Origin of the sequence: Blastococcus sp. Marseille-P5729 (genome assembly GCF_900292035.1) — a bacterium.
Taxonomy (GTDB): Bacteria; Actinomycetota; Actinomycetes; order Mycobacteriales; family Antricoccaceae; genus Cumulibacter.
On record NZ_OMPO01000002.1, the window covers coordinates 269346 to 293709 of the forward strand.

23 protein-coding genes are annotated in these 24364 nt (G+C 69.5%); 4 read left to right on the plus strand and 19 right to left on the minus strand.

The features are described 5' to 3' along the window. Positions 1-32: 32 nt before the first annotated feature. The 12 genes from secA to DAA40_RS09895 form a co-directional block, all read right to left on the minus strand. Positions 33-2927 carry a preprotein translocase subunit SecA gene (gene secA, locus DAA40_RS09840; protein ID WP_106849559.1) on the minus strand — a complete coding sequence of 965 codons (2895 nt, stop codon included), beginning with the start codon at positions 2925-2927 and terminating at the stop codon, positions 33-35. Between the two features lie 136 nt (positions 2928-3063). After that, the gene (gene hpf, locus DAA40_RS09845; protein WP_106849560.1) at positions 3064-3720 is read right to left on the minus strand and encodes a ribosome hibernation-promoting factor, HPF/YfiA family; all 657 of its coding nucleotides are present in this window, start codon (positions 3718-3720) and stop codon (positions 3064-3066) included. A gap of 90 nt (positions 3721-3810) precedes the next feature. Beyond that, positions 3811-4464: a ComF family protein gene (locus DAA40_RS09850; RefSeq protein WP_158716358.1), complete on the minus strand. Its 654-nt coding sequence runs from the start codon at positions 4462-4464 to the stop codon at positions 3811-3813. Positions 4465-4468: 4 nt separating this feature from the next. Next, positions 4469-6178, minus strand: a complete 1710-nt coding sequence (locus DAA40_RS09855) for an LpqB family beta-propeller domain-containing protein (RefSeq protein ID WP_106849562.1) — start codon at positions 6176-6178, stop codon at positions 4469-4471. Continuing rightward, a complete protein-coding gene (mtrB, locus tag DAA40_RS09860; RefSeq protein ID WP_158716359.1) occupies positions 6175-7797 on the minus strand; it encodes an MtrAB system histidine kinase MtrB in 1623 nt (540 codons plus the stop codon). Before mtrB ends, DAA40_RS09855 begins: the two co-directional genes overlap by 4 nt. Positions 7798-7919: 122 nt before the next feature. Continuing rightward, positions 7920-8597: an MtrAB system response regulator MtrA gene (gene mtrA / locus DAA40_RS09865; RefSeq protein ID WP_106849564.1), complete on the minus strand. Its 678-nt coding sequence runs from the start codon at positions 8595-8597 to the stop codon at positions 7920-7922. A gap of 119 nt (positions 8598-8716) precedes the next feature. After that, positions 8717-10186 (minus strand): adenosylhomocysteinase, encoded by a 1470-nt coding sequence (gene ahcY / locus DAA40_RS09870; protein ID WP_106849565.1) that lies wholly within the window; start codon positions 10184-10186, stop codon positions 8717-8719. Between the two features lie 66 nt (positions 10187-10252). Next, positions 10253-11479, minus strand: coding sequence for a mannose-6-phosphate isomerase, class I (gene manA, locus DAA40_RS09875; RefSeq protein WP_106849566.1), 1227 nt, complete (start codon positions 11477-11479; stop codon positions 10253-10255). Between the two features lie 66 nt (positions 11480-11545). Continuing rightward, on the minus strand, positions 11546-12550 hold the full coding sequence (locus tag DAA40_RS09880; protein ID WP_106849567.1) for a hypothetical protein: 1005 nt from the start codon (positions 12548-12550) through the stop codon (positions 11546-11548). A gap of 4 nt (positions 12551-12554) precedes the next feature. Continuing rightward, positions 12555-12752 carry a Trm112 family protein gene (locus DAA40_RS09885; protein ID WP_199849691.1) on the minus strand — a complete coding sequence of 66 codons (198 nt, stop codon included), beginning with the start codon at positions 12750-12752 and terminating at the stop codon, positions 12555-12557. 36 nt (positions 12753-12788) lie between these two features. Continuing rightward, positions 12789-14153 (minus strand): phosphomannomutase/phosphoglucomutase, encoded by a 1365-nt coding sequence (locus DAA40_RS09890; protein WP_106849568.1) that lies wholly within the window; start codon positions 14151-14153, stop codon positions 12789-12791. Positions 14154-14206: 53 nt separating this feature from the next. After that, complete coding sequence (locus DAA40_RS09895) at positions 14207-14578, minus strand: DUF3499 domain-containing protein (protein WP_106849569.1); 372 nt, start codon at positions 14576-14578, stop codon at positions 14207-14209. A gap of 78 nt (positions 14579-14656) precedes the next feature. On the opposite strand from DAA40_RS09895, the gene DAA40_RS09900 reads away from it, so the two are divergent. Next, positions 14657-15118 carry a metallopeptidase family protein gene (locus DAA40_RS09900; protein WP_106849570.1) on the plus strand — a complete coding sequence of 154 codons (462 nt, stop codon included), beginning with the start codon at positions 14657-14659 and terminating at the stop codon, positions 15116-15118. Between the two features lie 100 nt (positions 15119-15218). Here the strand turns inward: DAA40_RS09900 and DAA40_RS09905 are convergent, their stop codons facing one another. Continuing rightward, complete coding sequence (locus tag DAA40_RS09905; protein WP_199849752.1) at positions 15219-15455, minus strand: WhiB family transcriptional regulator; 237 nt, start codon at positions 15453-15455, stop codon at positions 15219-15221. 262 nt (positions 15456-15717) lie between these two features. Between DAA40_RS09905 and cofD the strand changes: the two genes are divergently transcribed. The 3 genes from cofD to DAA40_RS09920 are packed head-to-tail and all read left to right on the plus strand — an operon-like array spanning position 15718 to position 18310. Next, positions 15718-16728 carry a 2-phospho-L-lactate transferase gene (gene cofD / locus DAA40_RS09910; protein ID WP_234356330.1) on the plus strand — a complete coding sequence of 337 codons (1011 nt, stop codon included), beginning with the start codon at positions 15718-15720 and terminating at the stop codon, positions 16726-16728. Next, complete coding sequence (locus tag DAA40_RS09915) at positions 16725-17762, plus strand: coenzyme F420-0:L-glutamate ligase (RefSeq protein WP_106849572.1); 1038 nt, start codon at positions 16725-16727, stop codon at positions 17760-17762. Before cofD ends, DAA40_RS09915 begins: the two co-directional genes overlap by 4 nt. Next, on the plus strand, positions 17759-18310 hold the full coding sequence (locus tag DAA40_RS09920) for an NUDIX hydrolase (RefSeq protein WP_106849573.1): 552 nt from the start codon (positions 17759-17761) through the stop codon (positions 18308-18310). The genes DAA40_RS09915 and DAA40_RS09920 overlap by 4 nt, the downstream gene beginning before the upstream one ends. A 6-nt stretch (positions 18311-18316) precedes the next feature. On the opposite strand, the gene DAA40_RS09925 is transcribed toward DAA40_RS09920, so the two are convergent. From DAA40_RS09925 to DAA40_RS09950, 6 genes are read right to left on the minus strand one after another with little or no spacing between them, the layout of a single operon-like run. After that, the gene (locus tag DAA40_RS09925; RefSeq protein ID WP_106849574.1) at positions 18317-19243 is read right to left on the minus strand and encodes a DNA-3-methyladenine glycosylase; all 927 of its coding nucleotides are present in this window, start codon (positions 19241-19243) and stop codon (positions 18317-18319) included. A 5-nt stretch (positions 19244-19248) separates the two neighbouring features. Next, the gene (locus DAA40_RS09930) at positions 19249-20022 is read right to left on the minus strand and encodes an SDR family NAD(P)-dependent oxidoreductase (protein WP_199849692.1); all 774 of its coding nucleotides are present in this window, start codon (positions 20020-20022) and stop codon (positions 19249-19251) included. A gap of 47 nt (positions 20023-20069) precedes the next feature. After that, positions 20070-21158 (minus strand): mannose-1-phosphate guanylyltransferase, encoded by a 1089-nt coding sequence (locus DAA40_RS09935; protein ID WP_106849575.1) that lies wholly within the window; start codon positions 21156-21158, stop codon positions 20070-20072. Further along, positions 21155-22054 carry a glycosyltransferase family 2 protein gene (locus DAA40_RS09940; protein WP_234356331.1) on the minus strand — a complete coding sequence of 300 codons (900 nt, stop codon included), beginning with the start codon at positions 22052-22054 and terminating at the stop codon, positions 21155-21157. Before DAA40_RS09940 ends, DAA40_RS09935 begins: the two co-directional genes overlap by 4 nt. An 8-nt stretch (positions 22055-22062) precedes the next feature. Further along, positions 22063-23190, minus strand: coding sequence for a glycosyltransferase family 1 protein (locus tag DAA40_RS09945; protein WP_106849577.1), 1128 nt, complete (start codon positions 23188-23190; stop codon positions 22063-22065). Next, positions 23187-24302, minus strand: a complete 1116-nt coding sequence (locus DAA40_RS09950; protein ID WP_106849578.1) for a glycosyltransferase family 1 protein — start codon at positions 24300-24302, stop codon at positions 23187-23189. The genes DAA40_RS09945 and DAA40_RS09950 overlap by 4 nt, the downstream gene beginning before the upstream one ends. Between the last annotated feature and the right edge of the window lie 62 nt (positions 24303-24364).

The following is a 24364-nucleotide window of genomic DNA, read 5'->3' on the forward strand; positions in this document are numbered from 1 at the left end:
TGAGGTTCCCGGCCCGGATATCGGTGCGGTTGCTACTTGGGGTCCGCGCCGTGGCAGCGCTTGTACTTCTTGCCGCTGCCGCACGGGCACGGCCCGTTGCGGCTCGGCCCGGACTTCTTGGCCGGGCCGGCGCCTGCCCGGCGGGTCTCGGTCGAGCCGTCCTCCGCGGGCCCGGAGAAGACCAGGTTCTGCTCCTCGGACTCGGCCTCGGCAGTGGCGACGGCGGCCTGCTGCTGCGCTGGGGATCCGGTGCGGCTCTGGATCACGCGGCGCTTCTTGCTCGGCTTGCGCGGCGCAGTCTTCGCCGGCGACGTACCGCCCTCCACGCCTGCGGTCTGCTGTGCGCCGTCCGCGGCCTTGAGCCGGCCCAGTGGCGACTGCCCGGCGAGCTGGGCCGCGGACTGCACGCTGACCTTCGGCGCGGCCGGATCGGCCGGTGCCTCGGGAGCCTCTACGTTGAACAGGTACCCGACCGACTCTTCCTTGATGCCCTCCAGCATCGTCGTGAACATCTCATAGCCCTCGCGCTTGTACTCGGTGACCGGGTCGCGCTGGGCCAGTCCGCGCAGGTGGATGCCCTCGCGCAGGTAGTCCATCTCGTACAGGTGCTCGCGCCACTTGCGATCGAGCACCGACAGGACGACGCCGCGCTCTATCTTGCGCATCTGATCGTCGCCGACACTCTGCTCACGCTCGTCGTACGCTGCCTCGATATCAGCCACGATCTCCTCGCGCAGCACCTTGGCGGTGAGCTTCTCCCACCCGCCGGCGTGCTCGATGACATCGTCCTGTGTGATCTTGACCGGGTAGAGGGTCTTCAGCGCCGTCCACAGCTGGTCGAGATCCCAGTCCTCCGCGTACCCGGTGGCCGTCGCCGCCTCCACGTAGTCGGTGACGACGTCGCCGATCATGCCCTCGATCTGCGGGCGCATGTCCTCTCCCTCGAGGACGCGGCGGCGCTCGGCGTAGATGACCGTGCGCTGCTGGTTCATCACCTCGTCGTACTTCAGCACGTTCTTGCGGATCTCGTGGTTCTGCTGCTCGATCTGGGTCTGCGCGGACAGGATCGAGCGAGTCGCCCACTTCGACTCGATCGGGACGTCGTCCGGCAGCCGCAGCCGGTTGAGCATCGCCTCGAGCATCTCACCGTTGGAGCGCCGCATGAGGTCGTCGTGCATCGACAGATAGAACCGTGACTTGCCGGGGTCGCCCTGCCGGCCGGAACGTCCGCGCAGCTGGTTGTCAATGCGGCGCGACTCGTGCCGCTCGGTGCCCAGCACGTACAGTCCGCCGGCATCGATCACCTGCTGGTGCTCGGCCGCGACCTCCTCCTCGGCGGCCGCGAGCTCGTCCTCCCACGCCTCCTCGTACTCCTCCGGCGTGTCGGTGGGGTTCAGGCCGCGGTCGCGCAGCCGCCGGTCGGCGATGTGCTCGGGGTCGCCGCCGAGCTTGATGTCCGTGCCACGACCGGCCATGTTGGTCGCGACGGTGACCGCCCCGAGCCGGCCCGCCTCGGCCACGATCTGCGCTTCCGACTCGTGGTGCTTGGCGTTGAGCACCTCGTGCGGGATCCCCTTGCGGGTGAGCATCTTGCTCAGCAGCTCGGACTTCTCCACGCTGGTCGTGCCGACCAGCACTGGCTGGCCCTGCTTATGAGCCTCGGCGATGTCGTCAACCACCGCGGTGAACTTGGCCGACTCGGTCTTGTAGATGACGTCGGAATGGTCGGCACGCATCATCGGCTTGTTGGTGGGGATCGGGACCACGCCGAGGCTGTAGGTCTGCGAGAGCTCAGCCGCCTCGGTCTGCGCGGTGCCGGTCATGCCGGCGAGCTTGTCGTACAGACGGAAGTAGTTCTGCAGCGTGATCGTCGCAAGAGTCTGGTTCTCCTGCTTGATCTCGACCCGCTCCTTGGCCTCGATGGCCTGGTGCATGCCCTCGTTGTAGCGGCGCCCCTGCAGCACGCGGCCGGTGAACTCGTCGACGATCAGCACCTCGCCGCCGCTGACGATGTAGTCCTTGTCCTTCTTGAACAGCTCCTTGGCCTTCAGGGCGTTGTTGAGGTAGCCGACGAGGGGGGTGTTGACCGACTCGTAGAGGTTCTCGATGCCCAGCTGGTCCTCGACGAAGGCCACGCCCTCCTCGGTGATGCCGACGGTGCGCTTGCCTTCCTCGACCTCGTAGTGCCGGTTCTTCTTCAGCAGCGGAGCGATCCGCGCGAACTCGAGGTACCAGCGGGGAGAGTGCTCGGCAGGGCCGGAGATGATCAGCGGGGTACGCGCCTCGTCGACCAGGATCGAGTCGACCTCGTCGACGATCGCGAAGTTGTGCCCACGCTGCACCAGACCGTCGATCGAGTGGGCCATGTTGTCGCGCAGGTAGTCGAAGCCGAACTCGTTGTTGGTGCCGTAGGTGATGTCGCACGAGTAGGACTCGCGGCGCTGGGCCGGCCGCTCGTTGGCCAGCACCGTGCCGACGGTCAGCCCGAGGAACTTGTGGACGCGGCCCATCCACTCCGCGTCGCGCTTGGCCAGGTAGTCGTTGGTGGTGACGACGTGGACGCCGTCCCCCGGTAGCGCGTTGAGGTAGGCCGGGAGGGTGGAGACCAGGGTCTTGCCCTCGCCGGTCTTCATCTCGGCCACGTTGCCGAGGTGCAGGGCGGCGCCGCCCTGCAGCTGCACGTTGTAGTGACGCTGGCCCAGCGTGCGCGTGGCCGCCTCCCGAACGGTCGCGAAGGCCTCGACCAGGATGTCGTCGAGGGTCTCGCCGTCCTCGAGCCGCTCCCGGAACTCGTCGGTCTTGGCCCGCAGCTCGGCATCGGTCAGGTCGGTGAAGTCGTCCTCGATTGCCTCGACAGCGTTGGCGATGGTCCGCAGCCGACGAAGGATCTTGCCCTCACCGGCGCGGAGGATGCGTGCGAGTACCACGTGCGTCTCAGTCTCTCGTTGGCGTCAGATGGACGGCCCCGGGCACGACGATGGCCGGGCGGGGTGCCGCCCGACCATCGTACGTCGCGAAGGATGCTGCTCCTCGTGATGTTCGCGCTAAACGCGCGACAGCCCGCTACTGCGCGAGTGCCGCGTCGTCCAGCCGGATCACGCCGTAGTCGTAGGCGCGCCGGCGGTACACCACCGTCGGCTTGCCCGAGTCGGCGCAACGGAACAGGAAGAAGTCGTGCCCGACCAGCTCCATCCTCTCCAGTGCCTGGTCGACCGTCATCGGCTCGCCCGGGTGAGTCTTCTCGCGGACGATCTGACCAGGCAGGTGGGTCTGCTCGGCCTGGCCCTCCTGCTCGCCGTTGTGCTCGGCGGCGTAGGAGGCCAACAGCGCATCGATCTCGGCGGAGGCAGCCGACACGGCGTGCGCCTGGGCCTCCGGGTCGCGCAGCGACTGGCCGTTGCGGCCGTGGTGGTTGCGGCGCCGCTCGGCGCCCTTGCGCATCCGCCGCTCCAGCTTTGTGGCGGCATCATCCAGCGCGGTGTAGAAGTCGCCGGAGGTGGATTCGGAGCGGATCACCGGACCCTTGGTCTTGACGGTGATCTCGACCCGCTCGATCTTCTGGGAGATGTCATCGCCCTTGCGGTTCTTCTCGTGCGAGAGCTCGACGTCCACGGTCATCAGCTTGCTGTCGTAGCGGCCCAGCCGCTCGAGCTTCTCGGCGACATGCTGCCGGAAATGGTCGGGTACCTCGACGCCGCGTCCGTGAACGATGATGTCCATGACGATCCTCCGTAGGTGTTGAACGGGTGCAACGATGACGGGAGAGATCCCGTCCCGTCTCCACCGTATCCCCTGCAGGTTGCCTCCGCTTTACCGCCCAGCCACTTGCCGCTCGGTCTCGGCGACCACGGCCGCGCGGACTCCGCGGGCCCCCAGCGCGATGACGATCTCCCCCGCCCGGGCCAGTGTCGCGCCGGTTGTCACGATGTCATCGACGAGCAGGACGTCACGCCCGGCGACCAGCTGCTGCGTCCCACGGCGGGCGTACATCGCCGCCCGCCGGGCCCGCTGCCTGCCGGTCGCCGACAGCTCGGCGGCATCCCGCTGCGCACGGCTGCCCAGGGCGGTCGCGACCCCGCGTTCGGGCAGCGTTCGCCGGACCAGGTGCAGCATGTGGTCTCCTCCGCGCTGCCGCACAGCGCGCGACGAGCTGGGCATCGGGATCACGACGGGATCGTGCAGGCCGTGCTCGGCAGCGGTGACGGACGCGGCGAGCAGCCGGCCCAGCGCGGCGGTGAGGTCGCGCCGTCCGCGCTCCTTGTAACCCAGGAGCGCCTCCCGGACGGCGCCGTCGTAGCTGCTGGCCGCGACCACCTGCAGCCCGCCGTCCAGCTCGCGCACCCGCAGGTCGAGGGCCTCCCGTTGGCAGGGCGGGCACCACGCAGTCGCTCGTACGCCGCACCCCACGCATCGCACCGGCAGCACGAGGTCGGCCGCCTGCCTCAGCCAGGAGCTGCCGCCCACCGCGCTACCCCGGGTAGAACGGCCTGCTGCCGGTGACCGCGATGCCGCCGACCAGCGAGACCCACGCGGAGTCCTGCAGCCGCAGGATGTTCTGGTTGATCGAGCACAGGAACGGCCGGTCCGGGGCGGCGGCGATCGCGAGAGTCTCACCCGACAGCACCGGCGCCGGCAGCACGGAAAGCGACGAGTTATCGATCAGCAGGGTGAACGGCAGGACGCTCCCCGGGGTGGTCGGGCGACCCAGGACCGCCAGGGTGCGCGCATCACGCCAGACGACCGCCGACACGTCGAGGTTCGGCGCCAGCGGCACCGGCTGCAGCAGCGAGACCGAGTCCGCCGAGCTCTGGACAGTGGCCAGGTAGAGCCGCCCGGGCCCACCGGGCTGACCGGCGAGCACCGCCAGGCGGACGCCGTCGCGTGACAGCGCGATCCGGCGGATCTGCCCGACATCCGTCAGCCCTTGGGTACTGACGATCTTGGGAGCCCCCTTCGCGGACACTCGCATGATCTCGCTGCCATTGCGGACGATCCAGAACTCCTCGGACGACGGCCCCCAGGTCGGCGCGCTCAGGCTCGTCGTACCCGGCAGGTCGATCACCGACAGCTGCTCATTGATGGCTCCCGTGCGCAGCACTGGTGGCGTGGATCCCGCTGAGACGGCTGCGATCCGAGTCCCGTTGATCGACACCGCCGCCTCGGTGATGCTGTACTCCCCGGTGCCGGCCGGGCCGGGCACCTTCTCGGCGGTGTCGGTCAGCACCGCCCCGCCGTCGATGTAGTAGGCGGTGGCATTGAACGGGAGGTGATTGGGGTCGAAGTCGGCCCAGTCGGAGATCTCCTGGGTCTCCCCGACTCCGGCGATGTCGAGCGGCTCGCCGTCGTTGGTGATGCGGGCGGTCTGCACGCCGAGGTCCTGCAGGGTCCACATGATCTGGGCCGAGGCCACCCGCAGCTGCGCCTCGGTCTTCTGCCCCAGCCCGGACAGATCGATGGTGATCGGGTCCTGACGGTGATTGACGGCTGAGCGCAGCTTCGCGGCGCCGCCGAGCTCGTTGCGCACGCCGTCGGTGAGCGTGCCTACGGGCCCATCGATGAGCGCCTGGATGAGCCGGTTGGCGCGCTGCTGAGGGTTGGTGCGGAAGTACCGGACGTCGGGCACCAGACGGCCACCGCTGGGGTCGGCGAAGTAGATGCTGGCGTCCTTGTAGAGGCTGCCGAAGCTGTTCTGGTCGATGATCAGCTCGGCCGGCGGGTTGGTGATCCGCCACTGGCCGGCGACCTGGACCAGCTCGAAGTCGTAGTCGATGGCGCCGGAGTCCACGTGGTAGACCCCTCGGACGTCGACCTTCGCCACGCGGGTGGCCGCGAACTGGACACTGCCCTCCTCGACGCCGGGGTTGGCGACGTTGGACGGCTCGATGATCGTCACCTCCTCAGAAGGTGTCCACGACTTGGCGACCTCGGGGGTGAGGAACTCGCGGGCGACCGCGTACGTGGTGTCGGTCGCGGTGAGCGCCTTGATGAAGCCGCGGACGATGGCGTCGCTGGAGGCGTCGCGGTCGGGTCCGCCGGGCTGGATGCCATTGCCCTGATCGGCCTCGTCGCCGGGGGCCGGAGCGGGTCCGACCACGACGGGGTCGCTGCGCTCGGGGATCCCGGAGCAGCCGGTGAGCACGAGCAGGCAGGCCATCAGCAGGAGCAGCAGCTTCCTCATGTGTGGGCCTCCCGGCGCTCGTCATCGTCGAGGGTATCCACGGACGGGACGGCGGGGGTGGGCAGTATGCGGGGGACGCCGCCCGCGGCGCCGCCGACCTCACCGGCCGGCACCAGCCGGAGGGTCGAGTGGGTGACCGGCCCCCCGGCGCGGATCGGGAGGGTCATCCGGAAGCACGTGCCGCGGCCCGGAGCGCCCCACACCTGCAGCCAGCCGTCGTGCAGACGGACGTCCTCCAAGGAGATCGCCATGCCGAGCCCCGTGCCGCCCAGCTTGCGCACGCGGGACGGGTCGGCGCGCCAGAACCGGTCGAAGAGGTGCTCGGCCGCGACCTCGTCGATGCCGACACCGTGGTCGCGCACGGCGAAGGCCACCACCTCGTCGTCCGCCGCGACGTCGACCTCGACCGGCTCGCCCATGCCGTGCTCGAGGGCATTGGCGATCAGGTTGCGCAGCACGCGTTCGACCCGGCGCACGCTGATCTCGGCCTCCTCGACGCTGTCGTCGACCCGCACCACGAGCTCGCAGCCCTGCTCCTCGGCGAGGGTCTCGAAGGCCTCGCACACCCGCAGGACGAGCGCCGGCACGTCCTCCAGCTCGGCGTCGAGGGCCAACCCGCCGGCGTCATACCGGGAGATCTCCAGCAGGTCCTTCAGCAGTGCCTCGAAGCGGTCGAGCTCGGTGTGCAGCAGCTCGGCGCTGCGGGCGGCGACCTCCGGGAAGTCCTCTCGGTAGTCGTAGAGCATCTCGGCGGCCATCCGAACAGTCGTCAACGGCGTCCGCAGCTCGTGCGAGACGTCGGAGGAGAAGCGCTGCTGCACCTGCGAGAGGAGCTCCAGCCGGGTGATCTGGCTCGACAGCGAGCCCGCCATCTCGTTGAACGAGGTCGCCAGTCTCGCGAGATCGTCCTCGCCGCGGACGTCCATCCGCTGATCGAGCTCGCCGTCGGCCAACCGGCCGGCGATGTTGCTGGCCTCGCGGACCGGAAGCACGACGAGCCGGGAGACGAGCAACCCGACGCCGGGGATCAGCACCATGAAGGCCAGCGCCGCGGCGACCACGGTCTGCGACACGAAGGTCATGACGTCGATCTCGTTGTCGAGCGGGAAGGCGTAGTACAGCTCGTAGCCCGTGCGGGTGGCCGGGACCGTAGAGCCGACGAGTAGCACCTGTCGCCGCTCGTCTTCGATGGACAACGTCGTGTACTGGTGGACCAGGCTGCCTTCCTGCACACGCTCCTGCAGCGAGTCGGGTAGCTCTCGCGGGTTGACGGTGGAGCCCAGCTGGACGCTGCGCGGATTGGCGCCGGCGTCGCGCACGAGCAGCAGGACGTAGAACTCGCCGGCCGACGTGCCGCGCTGCTGCAGGAACTCGACGTTCGCGTTGACGGTGTCGCTGAGCGAGGACTGGCCGCTGGAGCCGACGATGTCGATCTGGTTGGCCATGCGCCGGACGCCGGCGCTGGCCTGGGCCACCGCGGCGCGCTGCTTCTCCCCCAGCAGCTGGTCGCGGATCTGGGTGACGAGGATGTAGCCGATGATCGCCACGACGGCGGCGGTGAGGGCCAGGGTGAGCGCGACCACCCGCAGCTGCAACGACTTGCGCCACCGCGTTATCACCTTGTTGGCGATGACGCTGACCCGCTGGCGCGTCAGGTCGAGGTAGTAACTACCCAGCGCGCGCAGTGACCGCTCGGGAACGGCCTCCCTCCCGGCCGACTGGGGAGGCTCTGGTGGGGTGGTTACGGCGGACCTGCCTTGTAGCCGACACCGCGGACGGTCAGCACGATCTCGGGATGCTCGGGATCGCGTTCGATCTTCGAGCGCAGCCGCTGCACGTGCACGTTGACCAGCCTGGTGTCGGCGGCATGCCGGTAGCCCCACACCTGCTCGAGAAGCAGCTCGCGGGTGAAGACCTGCCGGGGCTTGCGCGCGAGGGCCACGAGCAGGTCGAACTCCAGCGGGGTGAGTGCGATGTGCTGGCCGTCGCGGGTGACCCGGTGGCCCGGCACGTCGATGGTCAGGCCCGCGATCTGCAGCTCCTCGGCCGATTCCGGCTCGACGCGACGCAGCCGGGTGCGGATGCGGGCGACGAGCTCCTTGGGCTTGAACGGCTTGACCATGTAGTCATCCGCGCCCGACTCGAGCCCGAGCACGACGTCGACCGTGTCCGCCTTCGCGGTGAGCATCACGATGGGGACGCCCGACTCACCGCGGATCGACCGGCAGACGTCGATGCCGTTCATACCCGGGAGCATCAGATCGAGCAGGATGAGATCCGGCTTGAGCTCGCGGTAGGCCGAGATCGCGCGGGCGCCGTCCGCGACGAACGCGGGGTCGAAGCCTTCGTTGCGCAGGACGATGCCGAGCATCTCGGCAAGTGCGGGATCGTCGTCGACCACCAGGATCCGCGGCTTCATCTGCTCGGCTCCACCCTTCGTCGCACCGCCGCCCGCGATGGACAGCTCGTGGTGAGTCTACGGTCGCGACCGCGACTTGCCCGTGACCTTCGCCGCCCGGCGTTGCGGCCCGGCGGCTGTCAGTAGCGGTAGTGGTCGGGCTTGTAGGGCCCGGCGACGTCGACGCCGATGTACTCGGCCTGGGTCTTGCTCAGCTCCGTGAGCCGCACGCCCAAGGCCGCGAGGTGGAGCCGGGCGACCTTCTCGTCGAGGACCTTGGGCAGCACGTAGACGTCCTTGTCGTACTCCGAGGACTTGGTGAACAGCTCGATCTGGGCCATCGTCTGGTTCGTGAAGGAGTTCGACATCACGAACGACGGGTGCCCGGTGGCATTGCCGAGGTTCAGCAGGCGGCCCTCGGACAGCACGATAATCGAGTGGCCGTCGGGGAAGCGCCATTCGGCGACCTGCGGCTTGATGTCGATCTTCTCGATGCCGGGCGTGCGGGCCAGGCCCACCATGTCGATCTCGTTGTCGAAGTGGCCGATGTTGCCGACGATCGCCTGATGCTTCATCTGCACCATGTGCTCGGCCATGATGACGTCTCGGTTGCCGGTCGTGGTGATGAAGATGTCGGCCGTGTCGACGACGTCCTCGAGCCGGGCGACCTGGTAGCCGTCCATCGCCGCCTGCAGCGCGCAGATCGGGTCGATCTCGGTGACGATGACGCGGGCACCCTGGCCGCGCAGGGACTCCGCGGAACCCTTGCCGACATCGCCGTAGCCGCACACCACCGCGACCTTGCCGCCGATGAGGACGTCGGTGGCGCGGTTGATGCCATCGATCAGCGAGTGGCGGCAGCCGTACTTGTTGTCGAACTTGCTCTTGGTGACCGCGTCGTTGACGTTGATGGCCGGGAACAGCAGCTCGCCGGCCTTGGCCAGCTCGTACAGGCGGTGCACGCCGGTGGTGGTCTCCTCGGAGACGCCGCGGATGTCGGCGGCCATCGTCGTGAAGCGCGTCCGGTCCGCTGCCAGGCTGGCCCGCAGCGTTTCCAGGATGACGCCGTACTCCTCGGGGTCGGATTCCTCAGTCTGCGGCACGGCGCCGGCCTGCTCGAACTCCACGCCCTTGTGCACCAACAGCGTGACGTCGCCGCCGTCGTCCAGGATCATATTCGGACCGGCGTGGCCCTCCCACCGCAGCACCTGGTCGGTGCACCACCAGTATTCCTCGAGCGTCTCGCCCTTCCAGGCGAACACCGCGACGCCCTGCGGATCCTCGACGGTGCCGTTCGGGCCGACGACGACCGCCGCCGCGGCGTGGTCCTGGGTGGAGAAGATGTTGCAGGACACCCAGCGCACCTCGGCGCCCAGCTCGACGAGGGTCTCGATCAGCACGGCTGTCTGGATGGTCATATGCAGCGAGCCGGTGATCCGGGCGCCGGCTAGGGGCGCAGCGTCGCGGTACTCCTCACGAAGCGCCATCAGACCCGGCATCTCGTGCTCGGCCAGGCGGATCTCGTTGCGGCCGTAGCCGGCCAGCGACAGGTCGGCGACTTTGTACTCCAGACCGTTCGCGGCGCGGTCGACGGACAGGTTGATGCTCATGAGGCTCCTCGAGGACGGCCGGTGATGGCCACGGACGGGCGGCTGCCCGGTGCAACAGTCTACGGCTCAGCGTGAGCGCGGGACCTGGCCGACGGTGATGTGCGCCAGCCGGCCGTCGCCGGTGGCGGTGATCGGCGGCTCGTACGCCGGGATGTAGGCCGACTCGCCCCTGCGAAGCACGATCTCGTCGTCCCGGCTACGCAGCCCGACCTCCCCCTCCAGGCACAGCACGATGCTGGGCCCGACCGTGCGCAGCGTGCGGGGCTGCTCGTCGACGTCCCAGTCAAACAGCGCGAACTCACGTGCGGGCACCGGCCAGGTGCGCGCGCCGTCCCACAGCCCACTCGCATCGCTCATCGGCTGCGGCTCGATCACGGGCTCATGGGTGGGTTCGAAATCGAGAATCCGCAGCAGCTCGGCGACATCGACGTGCTTGGGAGTCAAGCCGCCCCGGAGGGTGTTGTCGGAGTTCGCCTGCGCCTCCAGCCCGGCGCCGTGCAGGTAGGTGTGCATCATGCCTGCCCCCACGAACACACCTTGACCGGGCTGCAGCTTGATCAGGTTCAGCAGCAGCGACAGCACAGCGCCGACATCACCCGGGTAGTCCTCGCCAAGCCGGACTGCCCATCGGTAGGCGTCGATGTCCGGCCCGGTCTCCCCCGTATCGATGATCCGGCGGCACTCCTCCACGACCCGCGCAGCGAGCTCCTGTCGCGCGGCGACCGGCATGCTCAGCAGCGTGGTGACGACGACCCGGAACCCGTCCGCCGCGCGTCCGGTGTGCAGGGAGGCGATGTACGGACCGAGCGTCGAGATGCCGAGCCTGGTGAGCATGTGTGCCGCATCCGAGGCGGGGCGAAAGCCGCACAGCACCTCGCACTCGGTCAACGCGACGAACAGCTCGGGCTTGGCGAAGCTGTCGCGGTAGGACCTGCGCGGATCGTCGATGGGCACGCCGCGCTGCTGCTCGTCGGCGAACCCTGCCTTCGCCTGGGCCGCGCTCGGGTGCGCCTGCAGCGACAGCGGCTGCTCGGCCGCGAGCACCTTGAACAGGAACGGCAGCCGCGAGGGGTACTCGGCATGCACCAGCTCACCAAGATGGCGACCGGGATCGCTCTCGATCTGGTCCTTCAGGGTAGGTCCGTCGACACCCAGTCGCGATGACCCGGTGGGGTGTGCTCCCAACCACAGCTCGGCCTCCGGCTCGGAGCCGCTGTCGCGCCCAAGAAGCGCGGGGATGAAATCGTGTGATCCCCACGCGTAATGCCGTGTCTGGTTCTGGAGGCGATACATGATGGCCCCCAGCCTAATGGGTGGGACCTCGGCTCGGGCTCACGCTCGACCGTCCGCGTGTGCGCTCTACCGGTCCGTGAGATCTCGGTAGGCCCCGGCCAGCTGGGCGAGCAGCACGGCATGGACGGCGCTCCACGGCCCGCTCAGGTCAGGGGTGTGAATCGCCAGCACCGGGCCCAGGTGCTCAGCGACGCGTGCGGCCGCATCGGACCGCGCGACGTCCCCCGCGTGCGGCAGGAGGACCGGCCGCCACGTGCGCGCACCAGGCCCGTCGATCTCGGGATCGTAGAAGATGTCGTGGGCGCCAGCGGACGCCCTCGCCAGCCGGCCCAGCACGGCCGTGCCACGACGCAGGTCCACTGCCCGCACCGGCTGATCGGCGCTCGCGAGCTCGCTCTCGAGCAGGCGCGCCAGCAGCATGGACGGGAGGTCGGTGGCCAGCAGCAGCGCCGGGTCGCGCATCGCAGCCAGCTGCTTGGCCGGGTTCCGGTAGGTCGCGACCACCGGCCCCATGGACGCCGCGGCCTCATCGAGGTCCTCGGCGAGCTCGTTCAGTGCCGGTGCGCCGCGCCACAGCCCGAGGCATGCGGCGTACGCGGCCCACCAGGCGCCATCGCCGGCGTCCTCGGCCGAGTCGGTCTCACACAGCAGCGCGCGTCGTTCGGCCGCCACCGCCGCGATGGGGCTGCCGGCCGGAGCGATGACGGTAACGCTCGACCCTCGCGCCGCGGCGATCTGAACAGCATCGAGCAACGCGCGTTCGGCGCCCGATGTGCTCACAACGACCACCGCGTCCGCGGAACGCGGAAACCGGCCACCTGGATCCAGTCCGGCCATCGACGTCGCGACCGGAGCACCCAGGTCAATGAGAAGCTGCGCGAGTGCATCGCCGTACGCCGGATCAATGACTTCGCCGGTGATCACCCCGCAGGCCCCTACCTCGACGCCGCTGAGTAGCGGAGCGCCGGGCAGATCGGCTCGTTGCACGGCGCGGACGACGGCTCCGCTGCCGGCCACTGCGTGCAACCGACCGGGTTCTGCACTCAGTGCCACCGGGTCGTCGAGGTCCATCCCTCTAACGCCGTTCGATCGCCTCGTCGAGCAGCAGCACGGGGATGCCCTCTCGGATGGGGAAGCTGCGGCCGCAGTCGGTGCACTGCAGGGCGCCCTCCGCCGCGGCAGGATGCTCCCCCGGCGCGAGCTCGCGCAGCGGCGCGTGCTGCTCGCACGGGCAGGCGAGGATCTTCATCAGCTCGGGATCGATCAACGGCATCCGGTCATCTCCCAGTGTGTCGGTTCGTCGGCCAGCCTATCGCCGGATCACCGCGAGCAGCTCGTCGCGCAGCTGCTCCATGCGCGCCGGGTCGGCGGCCTCGACGTTCAACCGCAGGAGGGGTTCGGTGTTGGATGCCCGCACGTTGAACCAGGCGCCGTCCCCGAGCTCGGCGGTAATGCCGTCGAGCCGATCGATCTGCGCGTCCATCCCCGTCGCGTGCTCATGCACCGCGCGTAGCGCACGTTCGGCGTCGTCGACGGTCGAGTTGATCTCGCCGCTGGCGGCGTACCGGTCATAGCGCGCGACCAGCTCGGACAGCGGACCGACCTGCTCGCCCAGCGCCGACAGGATGTGCATCGCCGCCAGCATGCCGGTGTCGGCGAAGTAAAAGTCGCGGAAGTAGTAATGCGCCGAGTGCTCGCCGCCGAAGACCGCGTTCTGCTCCGCCATCCTGGCCTTCATGTTGGAATGGCCGACCTTCGTGCGGCTCGGCGTACCGCCGGCAGCGCGCACCACCTCGGGGACCATCTTCGAGGTGATGACGTTGTGCACGATTGTCTCGCCCGGCGAGCGCATGAGCTCGCGCTCGGCGATCAGCGCGGTGATCGCCGAGGCCGGGCCCGGCCCGCCGCGCTCGCCGACGACGAAGCCCGGGTCCGCGCCCCCGGCGAAGGCCAGGCGGAGTGGGGCGGCCCCCGCGCGGACCCGCCGCTGCAGGTCGACCAGGTTCGCGGGGTCGAGCGGATCGGCAGGGTGGTTCGGGAAGGATCCGTCGAGCTCGAAGTACAGGGGCGTGATCCGAAGGGCCGAACGACCCAGGACCTCGGGGACTGTCAGGCCAGCCATGCCGTTCCCGGCGTCCACGACGACGCTCAGCGGCCGGATCTCCTCCAGCGGAACCAGCGAGTGCAGGTGATCGGCATACGCCGACAGAGTAGCCACCTCGGTGCGCTCCCCGCGGCGGGCAGCCGGCTCGAGCTCCTGGGCCGCCAGGGCCTTGATCTCGTTCAGACCCGTCTCGGCGCCGATCGGCGCGGCCATCGCGCGGCACATCTTCATGCCGTTGTACTGCGCCGGGTTATGGCTGGCGGTCACCTGGATGCCCGGCAGACCCAGCCACCCCGAGGCGAAGTACAGCTGATCCGTCGAGCTCAGCCCGGCGACCACGACGTCCAGCCCCTGCTCGCAGATGCCGTCCGCGAGCGCGTCGATGAGCCCGGGCGTGCTGGGCCGCATGTCACCGGCCAGCACCACCTTCTCGCCGAGCCGGTTGGTTGCCAGCCAGCGCGCGAATCCGGCGCCGACCCGGCGCGCGATCGGGGCGGACAGCTGCTCAGGGCACAGGCCGCGCACGTCGTAGGACTTGAAGATCGTGTCGAGGACGCCGGTGATGGGCATGGCAGGACTCTTCCAGGCGGGCGCGGAGGCCAGACGTGGTGCTCGGGGCTGGCTCAGCGGGAGGGCGGGACGACTCGTAGATGACCGCGCCGGCCCTTTGCGGCCGGGCGCTCCGGCTGCGGTGCCGACGGCATCTCCGGCAGCGTGGGCTGTGGGCGCGCCGCCTCGCGGACGGCGTCGGCGAGCGCGAGCAGATCGTCGGTGCTCGGCCCGATGTCGGCGGGGTCCACCTCGTGACGCAGCACCTCCCAGCCACGCGGGACGGTAAGTCGGGAGGCGTGCGCCTCGCACAGGTCGTAGCTGTGCGGCTCGGAATAGGCCGCCAGCGGTCCGACCACGGCCGTCGACTCCGCGTAGATGTAGGTCAGCGTCGCGACGGCAGGGCGAACGCACTCCGGCTTGCTGCACCTGCGGACGGATTTCACATCAAGCAGCCTAACCGCGTGAGCGTGCGGTGAGGCGCAAGCGGCGGCCGTGGCGACGCGTGTCGCTACTCTCGGGGCATGTACCGACCGCAGTATCCGCGAGCCCGCGACCGGCGGGGGCGGGGGCCGCGCGGGGCGCTGTTCCCCTCGACGGTTCCCCTGCACCGCTCGCGCGCCGAGCTGTTCGACGACCTGGTGCTGGACATCGTCGACGGGCTCGACCCGCGGTGGCAGCGGGTGCTGGAGAACGTCGAGCTGGCCGTGGAGGACGTTCCCGCCGTCCGCCACGCGAGCATGGACGACGTCGTCCATCAGCCGAACGTGATCGAGGACGCCAGCGTCCCCCTCTCGCGGCTGGTGCCCGGCCGGGTCGACGGGCTCGGGCGCGAGCACCTGCCTCGGATCGTGATCTATCGGCGTCCGATGGAGGTGCGCGGCAAGTCCGCCGCCGACCTGCAGACGCTCGTGCACGATGTCGTGGTCGAGCAGCTGGCGAACCTGCTGGGCATCGATCCGTCGGAGATCGATCCGCAGCTGTGAGCCGCTTTCCTGCGCGCGAGCGGCGGGCAGTGGGATTCCCGTGGAACCCGCACGAGCCCACCGCTCGGTGACACGCGGCGTCGGCTGCGCGGGCTGTCGGCTAGGAGGCGTTGCGGCGCTGGCTCTTGAGGCGCCGGCGCTCACGCTCCGACATGCCACCCCAGATGCCGAAGCGCTCGTCGTTGGCTAGGGCGTACTCGAGGCACTCCGCGCGCACCTCGCACCCGACGCAGATCTTCTTCGCTTCGCGCGTCGAGCCGCCCTTCTCCGGGAAGAAGGCTTCAGGATCAGTCTGGGCGCACAAGGCGCGCTCCTGCCATTCCTGCTCTTCCTCCACGCCGGCACCCCAAAGATCGTGGGTGAATGCCTGCGGTTCGGTCACAGTGTCGGCCCCTTCCCGTGTCGACCAGGTGTGTGTGAGTCCCATGCTCGGCTGTACGCATCTGACGAGGTCAGAAGATGTCCTGGACGAAAAGACATCGTTGTAATTACACGTGTGTCGCTGCCGCTGAGTCAAGTCGAACGGTGATATTCGACGAAAATCAGCCGACCCATACCAGACCGGTCCCGCGCGATCGGGAGGTGGCACGATGGACCGCGTGACCGACCCTGCACCCGCCTCCGACCCTCCCGCCGAGCGTCCCGGCCCCCACCTCGTCGTCCTCGCCGGCGGTGTCGGCGGGGCCCGCTACCTCCAGGGTGCGCGCGCGTACGTCGAGGGCAACGGCGGCCGGGTGAGCGCGGTCGTCAACACCGGGGACGACGCGACGATGCACGGCCTTCGGGTCTGCCCCGACCTCGACTCGATCATGTACACGCTCGGCGGCGGCCATGACGAGGAGCGCGGTTGGGGGCAGGTCGGTGAGACCTGGACCGTGGGCGCCGAGCTGAAGGAGTACGGCGCTGGACCGACCTGGTTCGCCCTCGGCGACAAGGACATCGCCACCCACCTGGTCCGCACCCAGATGCTCGACGCCGGGTACCGCCTGACCGACGTGACCGAGGCACTGTGCACCCGGTGGCAACCGGGGGTGCGCGTACTGCCCATGAGCGACCAGCGGGTCGAGACGCACGTGGTCTGTACGCCGCCCGGGGCCGACCGGCCCAGCGCGCTGCACTTCCAGGAGTGGTGGGTGCGCCATCGCGCCGCGATCCCCACGACCGGATTCGTGCAGATCGGGTTGGAGCAGGCCCGCCCCACCAGCGAGGTGCTGGAGGCGGTGGCGACCGCGGACGTCGTTCTGCTCGCGCCCTCGAACCCGGTGGTGAGCATCGGAACCATCCTCGCCCTCCCGGGCATGCGGGAGGCGCTGCGGCAGGGGCCGGCGCCCGTCGTCGGCACCTCGGGCCTGATCGGCGGCGCGCCGCTGCGCGGCATGGCGGACGTGTGCCTCCGGGCGATCGGGGTCGAGCCGACCGCGCCCGCCGTCGCCGCCCACTACGGCGCCCGCGCAGCGGACGGCGTCCTGGACGGCTGGTTGGTCGCTCCCGGCGACGGTGGCCGGTTGGACGGGATCACCATCGCCGAGGCACCGCTGCTGATGACGGACCCGTCGCGCACGGCCCAGATGATCCAGGCGGCTCTCGATCTCGCTGGCCGGCTGCGGTGAGCGGTGAGCAGCTGCCGGGGCAGTTCCTCGTCCGCGCGGTGACCGGGCTGCCGGACTTCCGACCGGGCGATGACCTCGCTGCCGCGCTGTGCCAGGCCGCTCCCTGGCTCGCGGACGGTGACATCGTCGCGATCACCTCCAAGGCCGTGTCCAAGTGCGAAGGCCGCCTCGTGACGACCGGCGTGCTTGAGGAGGAACGGACCCGCGCCCGGCAGCAGGCGATCGACGCGGAGACCGCCGCGGTCGTCGCCCAGCGCGGGAACCTGCGGATCGTCCGCACCCGGCAGGGCATGACGATGGCCGCGGCCGGAGTCGACGCCTCGAACGTCAATGCGGACGAGATCGCCCTCTTGCCGCTGGATCCTGACGCCTCCGCGCGGGCGATCCGCGACGCCGTGCGCGCCCGGCTCGGGCGCGACGTCGCCGTCATCGTGACCGACACCGCGGGCCGGCCCTGGCGTGACGGATTGGTCGACATCGCCCTGGGCGCTGCGGGAATCCCCGCGTTACGCGACCTGCGCGGCAGTCTCGACACGCACGGGCACCCGCTAGCGGTCACCGCGCTGGCGCAGATCGACGAGCTGGCTGCGGCCAGCGAACTGGTGCGCGGCAAGCTCGGACGGGTCGCCGCGGCCGTCATCCGGGGCATCCCGTGGGACGACGCCGGACCGGGAGCGGGGGGCGCAGCGTCGCTGATCCGCACCGGTGATAGCGACATGTTCAGCCTGGGCACCAGGGACGTCGTCCCGGCCACCCGCCGAGCGGTGCCGGACGCGGGGGGCGGACCGGCTGACCTCGCGCCCCTCGTCGCCGACGCCGTACAACGGATGCAGCCGGCGCCCGGCATCGAGACGGCCGTCCAGGGCAGCAGTATCCGAGTTCGCTGCGACGACCCGTTCGAGCGTGGGCTGTACGTCGGTCAGCTGCTGGTGGCGCTGCGCGCCGACGGGCTCACGGCTGTCGTCACGCGGACCGCTCACGGTGCAACCCTCGAGACCGCACTGGCTGCGCCGTACGCCGGGACGCCCCGATGAGCTTCGCGGAGCTGCACGCAGACGCCCTCGCCGTCCTCGATCGATGGGCGCCGGCCGACCCGGCTCAGGAGTCCTTGCGACAGGCCTACATCTCCTACCTGCTGGGAATGCCGGACGCGATGGCACGTTCGTGCGCACCAGGGCACCTCACGGCCAGCGCGGTCGTGGTGGACCCCAGTCGTGACGCGACCCTGCTCACGCTGCACCCGCGCATCGGCCGCTGGGTCCAGCTGGGCGGGCACTGCGAGCCCGACGACGCCGGGCTGCGCGCTGCGGCCGAGCGCGAGGCGCGCGAGGAGTCCGGCATCGACGACCTCCGCATCGGCGAGCTGCCCCTGCAGCTCGACGTGCACCCGCTGACCTGCTCGGGCGGGGTCCCGACGCGCCATCTCGACGTGCGCTATCTCGTGATCGCCCCGTCGGGTGCGGATCCGGTCATCAGCGACGAGTCCGACGACTTGCGGTGGTTCGCCTTCGACCGGCTGCCGGGGGGCCTCGACGCCTCGACGCACGCGCTGCTGATTGCGGCCCGCCGAGCAATGACCTGAGATCGCTTATATCGCCCGAAAGTCGGGCACCGTCCGGCGCGGCCCGCGGCGTGGCTTTCTGATGCCGGCCAGCTCGATCAGCCGCACGACGCGGCCGCGATGGGGCCGGTATGGCTCGAGCAGCTCTGCCATCCCGGCGTCATCGACCGGCTCACCGCGGAAGGCCATGCCGACCGACGTTGGAATGTGATAGTCACCGAAGGACGGGTGGTCGGCCGAGCCCCAGGCTCGCTCGACGACCTCAGCCGCGGTCCACTCGCCGATTCCACGGATCGACTTCAGGGCCGTCGCGCCGTCCTCGGCGGAACGCGTGCTGAGCCGCTCCACGCTCGCCGCGCGAGCGGCGACCCGGCGGATCGTGGAGCGGTGCGCGCGGTCGACCCCGAGGAGGTGCCACTGTGCGTCGTCGAGGCCGCGCAGCACCTCGGCAGACGGCGGCACCCGCATCGGCCGAGGCACCGGCCCCGGCGCGGGGGCTCCGTACTGCCGCAGCAGCCGGCGCCACGACGCAAAGGCCTCCTTGCCGGTGATCTTCTGGCTCAGGATCGCCGGCACCAGGGACTCGAGGACGAGGCCGGTGCGCGCGATCCGCACCCCCGCGAAGCGGGTGTGGAGGTCGCGGACGATGCCGGCGCCCGGCGTGAACCCCGTCAGGTCGTCCTCGAGCCCGGCGAGCCCGGTTACGTTGTGCAGCACCCAGGCCGCTCCCGGCCCCCAGGCCTGTACCACGAGCTCACCTCGCGACACCGAGAACAGCGCGGTGGCGGCGCCTTGCGGAGTGCCGAACGCGCGCCAGATCCCAGCGGTACTAGCGAAGTAGGCCGGGTCGCCGGTTCCGTACCGGTAGCGGCCGAAGGTCCGGGCGAGGTCGAGCGCGAACGGCAGCGGGACCCTGGCGATGATGCCCGGGTCCCGCTGCTGGTCCTGCGACATGCGCGTCAGCGTGGCGCCATCCGCAGCGCGGCGTCGAAGCGGACCGTCTCGCCGTTCATGTAGTCATTCTGCGCCAGGAAGAGCGCCACGTCGGCGTACTCGGCCGGCTGGCCGATGCGGGCCGGGAAGGGCACACCTGCACCGAGCGTCTTTCGGAACTCGTCGCTGACGCCGGCGAGCATGTCGGTGTCGATGATGCCCGGGGCGATCGAGTTCGCGCGGATGCCGACCGTCGACAGATCCCGTGCCAGGCAGATCGTCATGCCATGCACGCCGGCTTTCGACGTAGCGTAGGCGATCTGGCCGATCTGACCCTCGAAAGCCGCCACCGAGGCGGTCGAGATGATGACGCCGCGAGCGCCGTCCTCGTTGTACGGCTCCGTCTTGGCGATGGCGTCACCGGCCAGCCGGATCATGTTGAAGGTGCCGACCAGGTTGATGTCGATGACTTTCTGGAAGGACTCGAGATCGTGCGGGCCGTTCTTGCCGAGGGTGCGCTTGGCGTAGCCGATGCCGGCGCAGTTGATCAGCACGCGCAGGGGGCGGTCCTTGCTCGTCGCGTCGGAGACCGCGGCCTCGACCTCGTCGGACTTGGTGATGTCGGCCTTCACGAAGGTGGCCGCCCCACCGAGCTCGTCGACGAGCGCCTTCGCCTTGTCCTCGTTGAGGTCGACGATGGTCACCAGCGCGCCCTTGTCGGCGAGCGAACGGGTGGTCGCGGCGCCGAGGCCGGACGCTCCGCCGGTCACGATCGCGGACACGACTGACAGATCCAGCATGGATACTTCCCTTTCATTATTGACATCCGGCTCGCGACGCGAGCCGGTTACAGTAGCTCGTCCCGGCCGCGGGACTTCCATTCGTCGACGGCATCCTTGACCCGTTGGGCCTCGGAGCGGCGTACCACGAGGATCGCCGCCTCGGTCTCGACGACGACGATGTCCGGCACGCCCACGACGGTGACGGCGCGCCCTGTCCCCGACGTGGCAAAGCTTCCGGGAGAGTCGATCAGCAACGTCTCGTCCGGCTGTGCCAGGCGGCTGCCTTCGACCAACCCGAGCTCGGCGATGGTGTCCCAGTCGCCGATGTCGCTCCATCCCATGTCGGCCGGCACCGTGGCCACCCGGCCGCGCGCGGCCGCGCCCTCGACGACGGCGTGGTCGATGCTGATCGAGGGAATGTCGTCCCAGGTGCGCTCCAAGAGCCCTCGCGCGGCGTCGATGTCATGATGCCAGAGGTCGGCGACCGGCTGCACACATGCGGCGATCTCCGGAGCCTGCTCGCGCAGCTCGTCCATCAGGTCGGCGACCCGCCAGACGAACATGCCGGCGTTCCACAGATATCTACCGGAATCGAGATAGGACTGGGCGGTGGCGGCGTCCGGTTTCTCCTTGAAGGACCGGACGTCGACCGCATTGCCGATATCGAGGCCAGCACCGCCCTCGATGTACCCGTATCCCGTCTCGGCCCGCGTGGGGGTGATGCCCACGGTCACCAGCCGGCCGGTCCGCGCCACGTCGATCGCGGTGCGGATCGCGGCGCGGAAGGCATCACCGACCGAGATGAGGTGGTCGGCGGCGAAGCTGCCCATGACGGCGTCCGGGTCGACGGCCTCGATGATCGCAGCAGCGAGCGCGATCGCCGGTCCACTGTTGCGCCCCGATGGCTCCACGACGATGTTGTCCCGCGGGACGGCTGGCACCTGCTGGGCTATGGCCGATTTGTGCGCCGCACCGCAGACGATGTACGTGCGCGCGGGAGGAGCCAGGGGCTCGAGCCGGGCGAGGGTGAGCTGGATGAGCGAGCGCTCGTCCGCGCCGAGACGGTGGAGGAACTTGGGCGATCCCTTGCGACTGAGCGGCCAGAGGCGGGTTCCGCTGCCACCGGCCGGAATCACCGGATAGAAGCTGTTCATGAGTCCGTCTCCTGCTCGAGCACGCCGAGCTCCGCTGCACTGCGCTGCGGTGGCGCACCGCCTCGCACCTTCGCTGACCGTTGGGCAAAGGCCGATCGGGCAGCCAACCCAGCGCGCAGCGCGAGCCGAACCGGAAGCCACCTGGCGCCACGATACCGACCGGCGAGGTAGCGGTAGGCGCTGCGATGATGCTCTGTCACCATGCGACCTGGTTCTCGATTGGCAGCGTGCCCCTGGTGGTGGGTGACGACCGAGTCCGGTGCATAGACAACGTCGTAACCCGCATCGTGCAGACGGGTGCAGAGGTCCACGTCCTCGAAGTACATGAAGAACCCAGGGTCGAAGGCGCCTTTCTGCTCCAGCACATCGCGGCGCAGCAGCATGCAGGAGCCAGAGATCCAGCCCGTGGTGCGCTCCTCCACTGAGCCCTGCTCGGCGCGATAGGCGCGGGTCCAAGGGTTGCCCGGCCAGACCGCCCCGAGGATCGCGTGGCCGACACCTGTCCCCAGTGACGGGAGCTGCCGTGCGGACGGATACAGGTCACCTTCTGGAGTGACGATCGCCGGCCCGATCGCGGCCGCCTGTGGCCATCGGCTCGCCACGTCAAGAAGCGTGTCGAATGACCCCGACCCCCAAACAACGTCGGGGTTGGCGACCAACACCCAGGTGGTCGTAACGCGCTCGATTCCGATGTTGGCTGCCGCGCCGAACCCGAGGTTGCTACCCGACCGAATCAGCTCGACACCTGGCCGTTGCGCGGCTCGATCGGTCGAGCCGTCGGTCGAGCCGTTGTCGACCACGAGTACCTGTGGTCGCTCAAGCGTTGCGCGGCAGAGGGAATCTAGGAAGTCGTCGAGGTGGTGGCCTGGCGAGTAGGCGACGACCACGACAGTCACGTCTGCACTCATCGGCCAGCTACCCGGGCGTTGGATGCTACGGCACGCTCGTAGCAGGCGATATGTGCCTCAGCAGCCTTCGCCCACGTGAACTTGGCCGCCTGGGCGTAGCCGAGGTCTACGAGCCGCCGCCCCAGGCCGTCATCGGCCATCAAGGCGGCGAGGCCGGCGGCGATGGAGCGCGCCTCGGTGTCGACATAGTAGGCCGCGTCACCACCTACCTCGGGCAACGCGAGCCTGCGGGTGGTCAGGACGGGGCTGCCGCAGGCCATGGCTTCCGCCACTGGCAGCCCGAACCCTTCACCGAGTGATGGGTAGGCGACGATCCGGGCCCCGCCCAAGAACCCAGCGAGCTCGTCAGCAGGCAGGTAACCGGCTCGGATGACGCGAACACCGTCAGGCAACCCGGCAACTAGCCTGTCGATGTCCTCGCCCCAGCCAACTCCTCCGCCGAGCACTAGGCACCAATCCGGCCGAGCGACCTGAACGTACGCCTCGATGAGGGCCGGGATGTTCTTGCGGGGCTCGATCGTGCCCAGGAACGCGATGTAAGGACCGTCGACGCCGAGACGTCGCCGCACGGCGGCGACCTGTTCGTCTGTCGGAGTCCGGAAGAGTGTCTGGTCCACACCCAGGTGGACGACGTCGAAGCGGGAAGCGTCCGCCCCCGTATACCTTATGATCTCGTCGCGAGTGGCCCGCGATGGCGTGATGCAACGGTCGGCGATCCGCGGGGCAAGCCGGCTCCAGCCACGAAACACGACTCGTTTGGCGCGTTCGTGCACCTCGGGATGGCTGAAGAAGGTTGCGTCGTGCAGGGTGACCACAGAGGGAAGCCGCATCGCCAGTGGCCGCGTGTAGTGCGGGCTGTGGACCAGGTCGGGGCGGTGTCGACGGACCAGCCACGCCATGCCTGACTGCTCCCAGACCAGACGTGCCGGGCGCCTGCGGATGATCGGCGGGGCGGTAATGATCTCGGCATGTGGGCACAGCGCCGCGTAGTGCTCGCGGTCGTCATGCTGAGTGACGATGACGAGGTCGACCCCGCTATCCAGCGCGGGCAGCAGGCTGTCGACATATCGGCCGACGCCGCGCCGGTCTGCCGGCACCGCGGTGGCATCGAACATCACCCTCATGCCGTCTCCAGTGCACCCTCGTAGACCGACCAGTGTGCCTTAGCCACCGCAGACCACGTGTGACGAGCGGCCACCACCTTCCCTCGCTGTACGAGTTCGTCGATCTCGCGTGGCCGAGCCCACAGCCGGCTGATCGCCGCAGCGAGGGCAGCGGCATCGTCTCGTGGCACGCTAGTCCCTGCACCGCCTGCGATCTCGACGAGCGCTGGAGCGTCCGAATGCACGACCGCTGTCCCCAGCGTCATCGCCTCGATCACGGGAAGGCCGAATCCTTCAGATCGACTCGGCATCACCAGCATCTCGGCTCCCCGGATGATCGACGCCAGCTGATTGTCACCCACCCGGCCGGTCGTGATGACCCGAGCCGGGTCGATCGGCTCGCGCCGCACCAGCTCGGCGACGTCGACCCCGCCCCACCCGGCCTGACCGACCACCACGAGCGGGATGTCCCGGCATTCCGTTGCGGCGAGCGCCCTGATCAGGATGTCCAGACCCTTGCGCGGCTCGACGGTCGATACTGCCACGATGTACCGCTCCGGCAGATTCCACAGCTCCTCGCCTATCGCGTCTGCGCTCACCAGACTCGGCGCAGCGGCGCTGCCAATGACCTCCACCGGGCACTGAAAGTCGAGAACCGAGGCAAGCTCCTCGCGGACGGCATGGCTGGGCACGATGACGGCCGCAGCCTCGCGGGCCGCACGTTCGGCCTGGGCGCGGTGCCACCGCACGCCCCGTGCTGTCAGCGTCTCCGGGTGTGACCACGGAACCGCGTCATGAATGGTCACAACCTTCGGTACGCGGGCTCGCCACGGCACCAGGAGCGTCGGGGCATGAATGACGTCGACCGCGTGAGGCACCGGTGGCAGGCCACGTTCCCATGCCGCGACGAGCGCACGACGTCCAAGGGGCAACCTGCGCGGACCGTCGGCTCCGGTAACCAGTGCCTGCGAAGTCGAACGGTGGAACGCGCAATAGGTGCGCACGGTGCGCCGTCCGCGCGACGCAGTAAGCGCACGGGCGAGTTCGATGGTGTACCGCCCCGTGCCACCGGGTACCGGAGCAAGAGCCTGCTCGACGACTAGGCCGAGGCGTGCGGCGGTGCGCTGGTGCAAGCGAGCAGGCCTTCCTTCGATGCTTTGGGACAGGGGCTCAGACTATCGGCGTCACGCCGCCG

Bases quoted from the DNA above. Each gene is read 5' to 3' on its own strand.
- manA (WP_106849566.1), bottom strand. From the start codon at position 11,479: ATGTATCGCCTCCAGAACCAGACACGGCATTACGCGTGGGGATCACAC.
- ahcY (WP_106849565.1), bottom strand. From the start codon at position 10,186: ATGAGCATCAACCTGTCCGTCGACCGCGCCGCGAACGGTCTGGAGTAC.
- DAA40_RS09930 (WP_199849692.1), bottom strand. From the start codon at position 20,022: ATGCTGGATCTGTCAGTCGTGTCCGCGATCGTGACCGGCGGAGCGTCC.
- DAA40_RS09855 (WP_106849562.1), bottom strand. From the start codon at position 6,178: ATGAGGAAGCTGCTGCTCCTGCTGATGGCCTGCCTGCTCGTGCTCACC.
- DAA40_RS09935 (WP_106849575.1), bottom strand. From the start codon at position 21,158: ATGAACAGCTTCTATCCGGTGATTCCGGCCGGTGGCAGCGGAACCCGC.
- DAA40_RS09920 (WP_106849573.1), top strand. From the start codon at position 17,759: ATGAGCTTCGCGGAGCTGCACGCAGACGCCCTCGCCGTCCTCGATCGA.
- hpf (WP_106849560.1), bottom strand. From the start codon at position 3,720: ATGGACATCATCGTTCACGGACGCGGCGTCGAGGTACCCGACCATTTC.
- DAA40_RS09880 (WP_106849567.1), bottom strand. From the start codon at position 12,550: ATGGACCTCGACGACCCGGTGGCACTGAGTGCAGAACCCGGTCGGTTG.
- DAA40_RS09900 (WP_106849570.1), top strand. From the start codon at position 14,657: ATGTACCGACCGCAGTATCCGCGAGCCCGCGACCGGCGGGGGCGGGGG.
- DAA40_RS09945 (WP_106849577.1), bottom strand. From the start codon at position 23,190: ATGAGGGTGATGTTCGATGCCACCGCGGTGCCGGCAGACCGGCGCGGC.
- DAA40_RS09890 (WP_106849568.1), bottom strand. From the start codon at position 14,153: ATGCCCATCACCGGCGTCCTCGACACGATCTTCAAGTCCTACGACGTG.
- mtrA (WP_106849564.1), bottom strand. From the start codon at position 8,597: ATGAAGCCGCGGATCCTGGTGGTCGACGACGATCCCGCACTTGCCGAG.
- DAA40_RS09925 (WP_106849574.1), bottom strand. From the start codon at position 19,243: ATGTCGCAGGACCAGCAGCGGGACCCGGGCATCATCGCCAGGGTCCCG.
- DAA40_RS09885 (WP_199849691.1), bottom strand. From the start codon at position 12,752: ATGCCGTTGATCGATCCCGAGCTGATGAAGATCCTCGCCTGCCCGTGC.